This window comes from Paenibacillus sp. FSL F4-0100, assembly GCF_037993005.1.
Lineage (GTDB): Bacteria > Bacillota > Bacilli > Paenibacillales > Paenibacillaceae > Paenibacillus_AQ.
In genome coordinates, this window is the sequence record NZ_CP150303.1 from 7298574 (window position 1) to 7311303 (window position 12730).

At 51.7% G+C, this 12730-nt stretch carries 9 protein-coding genes; 1 reads left to right on the forward strand and 8 read right to left on the reverse strand.

Annotation, left to right across the window (positions count from 1 at the left end; genetic code table 11):
- Positions 1-20: 20 nt before the first annotated feature.
- The 7 genes from MHH48_RS33145 to MHH48_RS33175 form a co-directional block, all read right to left on the reverse strand.
- Positions 21-2639 (reverse strand): transglutaminase domain-containing protein, encoded by a 2619-nt coding sequence (locus MHH48_RS33145; RefSeq protein ID WP_076323859.1) that lies wholly within the window; start codon positions 2637-2639, stop codon positions 21-23.
- 8 nt (positions 2640-2647) lie between these two features.
- Positions 2648-3670, reverse strand: a complete 1023-nt coding sequence (locus MHH48_RS33150) for a carbohydrate-binding family 9-like protein (protein WP_076323858.1) — start codon at positions 3668-3670, stop codon at positions 2648-2650.
- A gap of 63 nt (positions 3671-3733) precedes the next feature.
- A complete protein-coding gene (locus MHH48_RS33155; RefSeq protein WP_076323857.1) occupies positions 3734-5020 on the reverse strand; it encodes an alpha-L-fucosidase in 1287 nt (428 codons plus the stop codon).
- Between the two features lie 437 nt (positions 5021-5457).
- Entirely contained in the window at positions 5458-6843 is a 1386-nt protein-coding gene (locus tag MHH48_RS33160; RefSeq protein ID WP_076323856.1) for an alpha-L-fucosidase, read from the reverse strand.
- A gap of 146 nt (positions 6844-6989) precedes the next feature.
- Positions 6990-8600, reverse strand: coding sequence for an extracellular solute-binding protein (locus MHH48_RS33165; protein WP_076323855.1), 1611 nt, complete (start codon positions 8598-8600; stop codon positions 6990-6992).
- Positions 8601-8643: 43 nt separating this feature from the next.
- Positions 8644-9552 carry a carbohydrate ABC transporter permease gene (locus MHH48_RS33170; protein ID WP_076323854.1) on the reverse strand — a complete coding sequence of 303 codons (909 nt, stop codon included), beginning with the start codon at positions 9550-9552 and terminating at the stop codon, positions 8644-8646.
- Positions 9553-9567: 15 nt separating this feature from the next.
- Entirely contained in the window at positions 9568-10539 is a 972-nt protein-coding gene (locus MHH48_RS33175) for an ABC transporter permease subunit (protein ID WP_076323853.1), read from the reverse strand.
- A gap of 421 nt (positions 10540-10960) precedes the next feature.
- On the opposite strand from MHH48_RS33175, the gene MHH48_RS33180 reads away from it, so the two are divergent.
- Positions 10961-11995 carry a glycoside hydrolase family 18 protein gene (locus tag MHH48_RS33180; protein WP_076323851.1) on the forward strand — a complete coding sequence of 345 codons (1035 nt, stop codon included), beginning with the start codon at positions 10961-10963 and terminating at the stop codon, positions 11993-11995.
- A 459-nt stretch (positions 11996-12454) separates the two neighbouring features.
- On the opposite strand, the gene MHH48_RS33185 is transcribed toward MHH48_RS33180, so the two are convergent.
- Positions 12455-12673: a DUF378 domain-containing protein gene (locus tag MHH48_RS33185; RefSeq protein ID WP_076323850.1), complete on the reverse strand. Its 219-nt coding sequence runs from the start codon at positions 12671-12673 to the stop codon at positions 12455-12457.
- Between the last annotated feature and the right edge of the window lie 57 nt (positions 12674-12730).

Here is a 12730-nt window from a genome sequence, read left to right on the forward strand (position 1 = left end):
ACTCTTCACTCCGATCCCTTCTAGGGTTGTAATATCGCGGTTGCAATCTGCAGGGCTTCCTTCCCGGTGCCGATCTTGTATCCGGAAGCCGCATAACGGATTTGATCCTGACGGTCCAGGACGAACAGATGAGGATAACCGGCTTCATGGGTTGCAGGATTCGGGATGAAACCCGACAAGGAAGCATAACTGGAATCCCGTACAAAAATAGTGCGGGCCGGCAGCTTCGGATAGCTTACCGGATCAAAGGAAGCTGTCCATTCCGCATCCCCGATCACCAGCACAATCGGTAAGTCCAGCTTATCCAGCGGCTCGGCCAGCTCGCTGAGCTCGCGGAGCAGATGCTTGGTCGGCTCCCGCTCCGGTTCGATCCAGGCAGCGATAGCGCCCTCGGTTCCCAGAAGATCCTTAAGATCCGCTCCCGTTCCGTCTAATCGGGTAAGCGTACTGCCCGGCGCCAGTTTGCCCAGCACCGGAATGTCGACCGCCGTCTCACGATAGGTCAGCGCCACGCGCGTGGTGTCTCCGGCACGAACGGTAAAGTACGTGAAGCGCACTCTTACCGTTCCGTCCTTCAGCCGGATGCCCGACGTTAGACGGTACGAACCCGGCTCAACCTCATACGGCTCGTTGTAAACATCGGTGCTGCCATAAGGATACACCAGCGTTTTGTACACGCCGTCTTCCAGGCGGGCGAAGGTAAAGTTCTCGGCATAGGATGCGGCCGGCGTATCCTGCGAAACCTCCGGATCCCTGAGGAACTGCAGCATCCCCCAGCCTGAGCTCTCCTGATTCCGGGGGGAGTCCAGAGGGAAGGCTGCATCTTCCCAACTTCCATCACGTAAGTACTGCGGCTTCTGCTCGCTCGGATGCAGTCGGGCGGGAATCCCCAGACTGCGGCATACAGCCACAAACAGAATGTCCAGCGACTGCTCGTCTCCCTTCATGAGACTGTACGTGCCTGCCGGATTTCCCTTACCCTTCAGGTTGGGAAGGTCCTCAGCATAGGCATAGCCCTGCTCCAAATGCCCGGCAAGCGTAGAAGGATTCTTCCTGAATGCCGCAGTCTCCTCCGCCGTAAAGGCATCAACGAATACACGGCGATACGGGACCAGCATTTCATAAGAAACCCGCGGACACAGGATGTACTTCACGAAGGTATCCTCATCCCACTGTCCACGCTGTGAGAGGGCACCCATCAGATGATCATCCAGCGTTTGCCGGAAGGTATCAATCAAATCCTTTTCGTTCAGCGATTCCAGCAGCCGCAGCGGCCACTCGCCGTAATCGCCGGAATGCTCCTCCAGGAACGCTGCGATTTCCTTGCTGTTGCCTCTGGCTTTTCGAAGGACGTCCCACACCCGCTCCGGAGGCAGTCCTAATGACTGGGCCAGTGCAGTTGCCTCTTCTTCGCTCAGGAATGTACCCTCATATTCGGTCCGGACCTTCGTCCCTTCCTCCAGACGGTGGTTATGAGCCTGGGTCTTCTCCTCGGATAACGCCGTCGCGGCGTCCCCTTCTCCTTCCGGTGGAGGAACCATATCGAAATCCACGATCCCTGACGGCTGTTCGGATGAATCAAGCACAAGTTCGATATGTCCGCCGTCCTCGGCCTTGAACAGGACTTCACTCCACTTGCCGCCGCTGACCGCACGAACCAAGAGGTCGCCATAACCGGTCTTAAAGGAAGCCTTCCCTTGCTCATCGGTCTTGATTTCGGCAATCGGATAAAATTCAGCCATATTATACAGCTCAAATCGAATGCTTGCGCCGGATACAGGCTCTCCCTGCTTATCCTTCACGCTCACGTAAAGGGTGCGAGCCGGTGCATAGTTCTCCAGCAAATTAATCTCCGTAAACCCCTTTTCGCATAGGGTAATATCCTCCGGACCGGGGTAATCGGCAAAAATTCGCGTATTGATCAGCATCGCCCTGCGTGCCGGCGGACTGAACCAGCCTTGATTCAAGCGGGCTTCCGGTTCGCATGCCCCGATGTAATACCACTGGCCGTCCGCCCATGCTTCCACCCAGGCATGGTTGCTGTCGCAATGAGCCCAGCGCGGCGTATAGACCTGACGCGCGGGGATGCCGATGCTACGAAGCGCGGCCACCGCCAGCGTGGACTCCTCGCCACAGCGTCCGCGTGCGTTCCGGATCATCGTCAGCGGCGAAATGGTTCGCAGATCGCTGCCGATGTAGGTCGCCTTCTCATGGCACCAATAATTGGTTTCCAGAATGGCATCCGCCATCGATAACTTCGCCGTCCGTTCGGCCAATTCGTTGTAGAGAATACCGCGGTAATCCTCAATATTCTCCGTATTAACCCGGTAAGGAAGCACAAAATGCAGGAACAGATGATCCGGCACGCGCTCGCCCCAAGGCACGCGCTTACGGATGTCCAGGGCTTGGCGCACATGATTCAAGAACAATTCTCCATCATAGTCGGCCATGTCGTTCACCGGCATGTAAGCAAACAAATATTTCAGGGCCCAAATCTCTTCATCGGTCAGTTCCTGCTCCAAAACATGAAACAGCTTATCTTTGCGCGCTTCCGCAAAGATGATCTTCTCCTGGAACTTTTGCTCGATCCGCTCCCGTGTCTGCGAATCCAGCGAGAACACCGCGGTTTGGCTGGTCATCCTAGCGTTCACTCCCTCCATAGCTTTCCGTCTTCCCGAATGCAGATTAGAGCCGTGCCGTCCGATGAAGGCGCGCTAATCTGGAACAGGCTGCGAGTCGTTTCAATCACAGGCTGGATGCTCCATGCATCCTCGCCCATGAGCTGCTTCATGTCCTGCGTAAATTCACCATGGGCTTCATAGTAATTACGCTGCCGGTAATAGAGTCTGCGCAGCTCCCATTTGATCCGTTCGTCTTCCGGAAGCGTAAACGGCTGTTGCTCCTCGCCACCCGCGAACACAACGTAACCCCACAGCTCAGGGTAATGCATATTGATGATGCCCATAGGCGACCATACCCAATTGTCCTCCGGAAAAGGCTTGCCTGTCTCCGGATTCAGCACCTTACGGTACTCGCCGTCTTGCACTTCGGTCTGCCATTCCACGCGCGAGAAGTTGACGCGCCAGAACTCACCTGGCGCAGGGCGGCGGCCACCTTCGGCACATTCCTTGAGACTGGTCCAAGGAATCGCCACCTCCACGCTCCATTTCCGGTTGTCGGCGCCAGGACGGTTCAGCTCCCCATCGATAAATACCGCCGTCTTAAGACCGCTGATATCCCAGCCGTTGACCGGAGGTCCGCCATCCCGGTACGGTTTCACGAGCAGCAAGTCCCACACCGTGTTCAAGGCATTAATTTCGAATTCATAATATTGATGGCTGTCTCCGTCCGGATCAATGAATATTTCAAAGTCATTATCATAGAAAACAACCGAATCGCGTTCAGTCAATGTCGCCCATATCTGATCCTCGATCAGCTCGGCGGCAAAATAAAAATAATCGTCGTCCCACAGCATTTTGACCCGGGTCCGTTTCCCCGGCTTCGGACGAAGATCCCCTTCGATATCAACGAAATCGTCGGTCCACTCCGCCGCATCCCAGAATGCCTTATCCACGCGGCCATCCAGCACGAGCGGCTGCCCCGCACGCTTGCATAAATAATGCTTAGGAGCATACTCAATCCTCGGCTCCGGCACTCCACTTCTGTTCATGTCATTCTCTCCGCTTCATGAGGGAGGCTAAGCACTTATCTAGCGCGTCCCTCCCCGTGATGGTTAGTTATGCGTGACAACAGCTCCCGAGCCGCCGTACATCTCCAGCTCCTCGTCAAACTCCAGCTTAAGAACCGTCACCTGCTCATGCGCGTCTTCAGGAGTCATCTTGATCCACGTCGTCCCCGGGATGTTGAACCAAGGCACGCCCCCATGAATCTCGTGGGTAAGCTCCTTGCCCGAATGCAGCACAGTAATCTTCTTGATCGGGTTGCACAGCCCCTTAATGCACACATTCTCTTTCGGAGCGTCATAGACAAACAGGTACAGCGTCTTTCTGTCCTCGGAAATCGTGCTTCCCCCCAGATAATAGCGGGTCATAATGCCTTCACCCGTTCCGAATACAGCCTCTTCATGGGTCCGGATCCATGCTCCCAGCCCAAGCAGGATGTCCTCCTGCCTTTGATCGATGGTGCCGTCTTCGCGCGGACCGATATCCAGCAGCATATTACCGCCCATCGAGATGCAGTCGCAGAACATCCGAATGATCTGGTTCAAGGATTTGTATTTATGATCGGTCGGCACGTAGCCCCATGAGCTGTTGATCGTTGTGCAGAATTCCCACGGTCCCTCCGGTCTCGTGATCGGAATGCCCTGCTCCGGCGTTTTATAATCACCGTGGCCCTGCAGCCGTGAGTTGATGATGATATCCGGATTGAAGGATTGCAGGTAATGCTTGAACTCCGGCAGATTCCACTGCTCGGCACTTCGCTCCCAATCGCCATCGAACCACAGCAGATCCACTTTCCCGTAATTCGTCAGGATCTCCCGCAGCTGGTTGTTATTAAACTCCAGAAATTTCCGCCATTTCTCCTGATCCTGAACGCCGTCCACGGGACTGGTGTGCGGGTTGACGCTGCTGAGATCCTCCGGCACCTTGCCTCCTTCGAACACGCTCGGATAATCCGGATGCGACCAATCAATCAGAGAGAAGTACATGCCTAGGTGAATCCCCTTCTCCCTGATCGCTTCGGCATACTCCCGCACGATGTCTCGATTGGCCGGTGTCCGCTTGACCACGTTGAGATCGCTGTACTGCGTATCCCACAGCGCAACACCATCATGGTGCTTTGTTGTCAGCACGGCATACCGGGCACCGGATTTCTCGATCAAATCCGCCCATTTCTCCGCATTGAATTTCGATGCCGTAAAACCGTCCAGCTGCTTCATGTACTCGTCGTAAGTGATCCTCCCATTGTAGAAGGACCAGGATTCCGAGACTCCGTCCACGGCATAAATGCCATAGTGAATGAAGATGCCCAGCTTGGCTTCTTCGAACCATTTCTGCATATCTGTCCACACCTCTTCTTGAAGTCGTTGTAAGTGAAAAATACGTTTATGAGGTTGTTCAAAAAGTCCGCTTTTGATAAGAAAACCTCTATCGAGGCCACTTCAAGGATGAGCGACCGCGATGTATAGGTAGGTTTTCTTGCGATATAGAATTTCATCAGTTCCACTGATAACTCATAAATTCTATATCTAACACGAAGCGAATCAGGAAGCAATTCGGCATCGAATCTTGAATTCAGCCGGGCCTAAGCGGATGCTTACGAAGTCATGTTTCCTGCGGAAACATCTTAGGTGCTCACGTACCCAAAACGTACGCTCCGCTCCTGACGTCCCTAGCTTCATCCAACTGAAGCGTTTTGAAAAAACACCCATCGGAAGCATAAGCTTCGGTGCTGAAAATCGACCTTTTTGAACACGCACTTTATATAACCCGTCTCTTAACGAAACCGCAATACATGCGCAATCGGGGCCGGTCCCTGACGTTCCTGATCCGGAAGACGGACCGCAACGCCATCGTCCGTGCGGCGATAATCGAGCGCCTCCTGACCCCCGACGAGATCAATGCGGCTGAACGCCGTCTGAATCGGAATGTGCAGCTCTTCAGGAACAGCATCTTGTTCATTTCGATACAGATAGATGGCATAGGTCGTATCGTCTTTTTGGGTAAACTGGACGGCGCCGGAGGAATACGGCTTGCAGATACGCGTGCCATATATCGCCTCTCCATAGACTTTCAGCCATGCCCCCATGCCCTTCATTCGTGAAATAGCCGTCTCGGGCAGCCTACCGTCCGGCTGCGGACCCACATTGAGCGCTAGATTTCCGCCTTTGGCCACGATCTCGACCAGCAGATGAATGAGCTGACGAACCGTTTTATAACGATCCTCGTAGCGGAAAGAGAAGGAAGTTCCCATCGTGATACAGCTCTCCCAAGGCACATGAAGAGCACGCTCAGGGAGGGTCTGCTCCGGCGTAATCAGATTCTCGTAAGGCCCGCCGACCGTGCGGTCCGCCGAGAGGAGCCAAGGCTGAATCTCTCGCGCTTTCTCTACCACTTCACCCAGGCGGATATTCTGATCACGATAATCGTTCACCCAGCCTGCATCCAGCCACAGTACATCAATGCGGCCGTAACGGGTCATCAGCTCCATGATCTGCTCATGGGTAAACTGGACAAACTGTTCCCACAGCCACGGGTATTTCTTCGGGTCATAGCTAGGACCGCGTGACGTAAAGCTTCCAGCCTCCATTCCCGGCGCCCAGTAGTATGGCGTATGCCAATCGGCCTTCGAGAAATAGGCGGAGATGCCGAGCCCTTTGGCACGAAATGCCTCGAACAGCTCCTTCGTGATATCGGCGTGTTTATGCATATGGAACGGACAGTCTGGACCCGTTACACGGTAGTCGGTCGTATGCGTGTCCCACATGCAGAACCCGTCATGATGCTTGGTGGTAAAGTTCAAATATTTGAAGCCGTTATCGGCTGCCAGGTCAGCCCACAGATCAGGCTGAAAGCGAAGCGGGTTGAAGGTCTTGTTTAGATCAAAATACTGCCGCTTAAGCTCCTCCGCATCGATATCCCAGTCAATGCCGTCACGTGACCAATCCGCGTCTTTATCGCTCAGTGCCCATGATTCGACAAGACCCAACTGGGAATACGGTCCCCAATGCATCATCAGGCCCAGCTTCTGGTCCTTGAACCATTCCAGACGCTCCAAGAGCAGCGGATCCTCCGGCTTGACCCATTTGTCCTCACTGCTGAAATTGTGCACGCCCTGCTCCACTACTGCTTGCTCTTCCTCTACCAGCTTGTTCTCCGACATGGTGTACCTCCAATAGTCATTTGTTGATAACGATAGGTTTGAAGACCGCAAGGAACAGGCTTGCCTGCCCCTAAAAACAATAGCCAACCCCCGGTCATGAATCGACCGGGATACGTTGGCTCTTTGTTTTTCATCTATGCATCTGATTATTGCTCGGCGTTCCAGCGATCATATGCGCCTTGGTAAAGCTCGACGAGACGGTCGCTGCCCATTTTCTTAACTTGTGCAACGTATTTATCCCAATTTTCAAGCGGCTCTTGGCCTGTTACGAATTTCGCTTCCATCTGTTTCACATACGTTTCCAAATCGGACAACAGTGAAGTTGCCTCGCTCTGCTCTTCATTCGTCAAATAGACGTTAGGGAATGGCGATTTGCCGATTGGCACCAGCTTCTCTTGATTCTGCTGATCGATCCACTCATCGAATTCGGTACGAAGACCTTTTGCAACATCCGGATCATTGACGCCTGGTGTCAAAATACCGTAGTTCGGCGTGATTTTGCCGCGATACTCCTCACGATCTCCGCCGCCTGGCACCGGGAGCCATTCTTTCACGCGGTTTGCCTCATCCTTGAATTTCCACAACGTGCCTTCAGGCCCTTGGTTAAACAGTGTAGCGCCTTCATAGCTGTACAGATAATCGATCCAGCGCATGGTAGCTTCCGGAGCCGGGTTGCTGCTCGAAATGGCGAATGTGCCTCTTGCCGACATACCAGGGTGCATGCCGTATACAGGAGAATCGGCGATTTCACTCTTCACCGGCGTCATGAGCGGATGCTCGCTGCTAGGTTCGCCACCGAGCGTGAAGTACGCATGGTAGTCGTTAAACAGAGCCAGCTGATTGTTTTCTCCCTTGGCTTTTTTCTGATCGCCTGTTTGCGAGAAGGTTTCATGATCCAGCAGTTCTTCCTTCCACAGACGGTTCATGAACGTCAGATAGCCTTTGTAGCCTTCTTCCTGGTAAGGATAGTGCACTTTTCCGTCCTTGTCGGAATAAATCCCTTCGTTGTACATGCCCCAGAAGCCGAAGAAGTACATGCGCAGGTCATCCAGCTTGACCGAAGTCAGCGGAATCTCGTCTTTCTTTCCATTTCCGTTAGGATCTTCTTCTTTAACGCGTTTCAAGAATGTATATAGTTCCTCTGTTGTCTTAGGTTCGGACACGTTGAGCGCTTTTAAGAACTTGCCGTTATACCACATCGGGCCTCTGTACCATACGGCGGCCTTGTCGACGAATGGCAAGGCATAGATATGTCCGTCCGGTGTCGTAAAGGACTTGCGAACATCCGGGTTCTCATCAAATATCTTTTTGATGTTCGGTGCATAGCCCTCGTCAATGTACTTCTCCAGCGGAATGAGGATTCCTTGGGTACCATAGGTCACCTGCTCAGCCGGCTTCAGGTCGGCCGCATAAAACATATCGGGCAAATCACCGCTGGCGAACACCAGATTCTTTTTTGTTTCAAAGCTGTCAATCGGAGAAAGCTGATATTCCAGCTTGATGCCTGACAATTTCTCCATCTCTTGTAGTACGGGCATCGTATTCCAATCGGCTACACCGGCATCCTGTGACATGACCGTCAGCGTGATCGGCTCATCCACAATCGGGAAACCTTCCTTTTTTACCCCTTCCGTACTGGCCGTCCCGGACGGTGCTGTAGCAGCCCCGTCTCCTTTGGGTGAACCACAGGCTGCAAGCATTGTTGCTGAGAGGGTGAGGCAGAGTAAAATAGATGATGCCTTGCGAAGCTTTTTCATGACAACAACTCCCCTTTTTTTGGTGTGGATTTATGGTATAAGATCAGCCCTTAACGGAACCAATCATAACACCCTGCACAAAGTAACGTTGAAGGAACGGGTAAACCGCAATAACCGGAAGTGTCGCAACGATAATGACCGCATATTTGACCAGTGCAGCAATTTCCGCCTTGGAATTCATCGCTGCTGCGGATGAGGCGTCAATCGCACCGCCGCCCTGTGCCGCCATCTCCTGAAGGACCAGGATTTGACGAAGGAAGAGCTGCAGCGGGTACTTCGCGGCATCATTCAGATAAATCATGGCACTGAAATAGCTGTTCCAGTGACCGACTCCGTAGAAGAGTGCCATGACAGCAATAATCGGCATCGAGAGCGGCAGTACGATTTTGATGAATAACCGGAAGTTCGTACAGCCGTCGATATGGGCCGCTTCCTGAAGCTCCTTCGGTATGGTCGATTGGAAGAACGTCCGGGACACGATAACGTTCCAGATGGACGCAGCTCCAGGCAGAATAAGAGCCCACATGCTGTTGACCATGCCAAGATCTTTAACGAGCAGGTAACTCGGAATCAGTCCCCCGCCGAAAAACATCGTAACCAGAAACACCGCCATAAAAAATCCTCTGCCCACAAAATCAGAACGGCTGAGCGCATAGGCTGCAGGCAGCGTGACAATCAGATTCACGATCGTACCGATCACTGTATAAATAATCGTGTTCTTGTAGCCAATCCAAATGTTGGCGTTCTCAAACACTCGGGCATATCCATCAAAAGTTATCCCTTTCGGAATCAACCACATTTCACCTGAGCTTACGTACTTCGGATCACTGATGGAGGCGCTGACAATGTACAGCAGCGGGTACAGTACGATGACAAGCGCAATCGTCAGATAGATGTAGTTGCATAGCAGGAATAATTTATCCCCTTTGCTTTCCCTTACCGTGGATGACATATGTTATTCCCCCTTCTACCACAGGCTGTTTTCGCTGGTGCGACGAGCGATTTGGTTCACCGCAATCAGCAGAATCGCATTAATGACCGAATTGAACAATCCGACGGCGGTAGAGAAGCTGTACTGTGCGTCAACCAGACCGGAACGATAAACAAATGTCGAGATGACATCGGAAGAGCTCATATTCAGCGGGTTCTGCAGCAGCAGGATCTTCTCGAATCCGACGCCCAAAATGCTGCCCATGTTCAGGATCAACAGGATGGTAATCGTAGGTATAATCGCCGGGATGTTGATGTGCAGAATCCGTTTGAACCGGCTTGCTCCGTCCACGACAGCTGCTTCATGCAGCTGAGGATCGACACCCGATAAGGCTGCGAGATATATAATGGTACCCCAGCCTGCACTCTGCCAGACCCCGGACAGCACATACACCGTCTTGAACCATGCAGGGTCCGTCAGGAATTGAGGCGCCTGAAAGCCAAGCATTTCCACAAAGTTAACAATCATGCCGGACGAAGGCGACAAGAAGGTGATGATCATACCGGACATGACAACGACCGAAATAAAATGCGGTGCATACGTGACGGTCTGTACGGTACGTTTAAAGAACGAATCCTTCACTTCATTGAAGGCCAGTGCCAGAATGATGGGCAGCGGAAACCCGATAGCCAGCTCATACAAGCTGATGCTCAAGGTATTCCAGAGCAAGTCCCAGAAGTAATAAGAGTTAAAGAAGCGTTCGAAATGGTCGAATCCGACCCACGGGCTTCCCGTTATTCCCAACGTCGGGATGAAGTTTTTGAAGGCGATTTGGATCCCGTACATCGGGCCGTAATGGAAAATGACAAAATACAGAAATGCCGGAGCTATAAACAAATACAACTCCCAGTTTCGAATCATCCTCCTCCATAATGTATTTTTCTTACGATTCGGCATCGTGTTAACCGATAAGCTTTGCGACAGGGCGGATTGACCATCTTGCTGCATAGGTTGCCCCCTCCTTTTCTAATGAAAATCCAGCCATTTTTTTCGGAAAAGCACCCCTGTTTAATGTAAAAGAAAGAGCCTTCCTGGCCACTCCTTAGCGTGCGGCTTTTCGCCCGCTTCAGAAATGTTAACGCTTACACACCAAGTGTATGGACCGCGGCACTATCCGTAAATATGTCATTTTCAATGGTCTAATGAAAACGGCTTCATGCATTGGTATGACGGGCTTTTTACGTCCTTTCCACTCTTGTCATTGTCGTTTTCGGGTAGGAAAACATGTGGTTTTTGACCCTTCCCCTCTGGTAAATTGTCATCCAGGTCAATGGGATGATCCTTGACAGATGTCATATCTGACCGTAAGTTGGAAAAATAAACCGTAAAAGCAAAACTGACATATTCTAAAAGAAATGAGGGATTACGCATGTTGCCATCCTCCTGGATTTTAGCCGGCTACGCAGGGCGCAAGGTCTTATCCACGATCACGACCGAAGATGCCAAGCGGCTCACTCACTTGAATATCGCTTTCGCCCATATCCAAGAAGACAAGATTACGTATACCGATACGAACACCATTCACGAGATCCAACGCTTGAAAGCCGTCAATCCCGAATTAACCATACTGTTGTCCGTTGGCGGCTGGGGCTCCGACGGATTCTCGAAAGCGGCAGCCACGTCCGAAGGAAGACAAAGCGTGTGCGAATCGGCGATCAAGCTGCTGCAAGAGTTTCCATTCGACGGCATTGACCTGGACTGGGAGTATCCATCTTACTCGATAGCCGGAACGGCGGCATCGCCAAGTGACAAGGAGAACTTCACGCTGCTGCTGAAGGAGCTCCGGGAAACACTGGATCAGTACGGGCGGGGCAAGAAGCACTATCTGCTCACGATCGCGGCCGGAGCCGATCAATATTATATCGATGGCACCGAGATCCATAACATCCACCCCTATCTCGACTTCATTCAGCTGATGACGTACGACATGCGCGGTGGATTCCAGACGATGACGGGCCATCACACCAACCTGTACACTTCCACCGGCGATCTGTTCCGAATCAGTGTCGATGCTTCCGTCCGCCTGTTCACCCTAGCCGGTGTGCCGCGCGAAAAAATCGTGATCGGCGCCGGATTCTACTCCAGAAAGTGGAAGGATGTGCCGGATGTCAACAACGGTTACCTCCAGGTAGCTCCATCTTCTGGTGGTTACGGTCCGACCTATACCCAGCTTGCAGCCGAGTATTTTAACAATCCTTCATATAAGCGGTACTGGGATGATGAAGCCAAAGCGCCCTATTTATTCGACGGCAGCAGCTTCATCACTTACGATGATGCCGAATCCCTGACCCATAAATGCAAATATATACAAGATCAAGGCTTGGCTGGTATTATGTTCTGGGAATACAGCTGTGATGCGACACACAACCTGCTGGATGCAATGTACAAAGCACTCCACTCCTAAAGGAAGCAGAAACTTGCCTGAGCCTAACAGCCTCACTCCCCCTCAGCGTGTCTTTATTTCGCTATTCGTTCCGGACTCTTTCCTTATGGTGGAGGAGTCCTTTTTCACTGCTTACGCAAAAAAAGAGGCTGATGACAGATAAAATGTAATGTTTTCTTCCATACTGTTAACTTCCGATTATTGCGCTGCAATGGCTTGGCTTTATTCTAGGAGTTCCTTCCGAACTCCGTAAATATGTCGTTTTTATCTTTAACTATAGAGCATACAAAGCCTCATAAACACTGGAAATTTCATACTGTATATGTTGATCTTGCACCTTACATGAGGTTTACAATTCACTGACCATCTTGGGATTTGCACAGAAAAAAAGCCATTCCTGAACACGGAACGGCTTTTTTCATCTAGGAGAGAATCGATATCTCTCTTTATTTATGTCATTTATATGTCATTAAATGTAACTCATCTAGCTGTGTTTCGGTCGTCATTCGTAACATCACCAAAGAAGCGGATCGAGTACAATGCACACAGACCGACAATCGTATAGATAATACGGGACCCTGCGGAGCTCTGTCCTCCAAATAATGCAGCTACCAGGTCGTATTGAAACAGGCCGACCAAAAGCCAGTTAATGCCCCCAATAATCAATAACAGCAAAGCAATTGTATTAAATGTTCTCATCGCTTAACACCCCCTTGCGTCCGATTTTCACATCATTCGTTACATGGTTTGTTATTC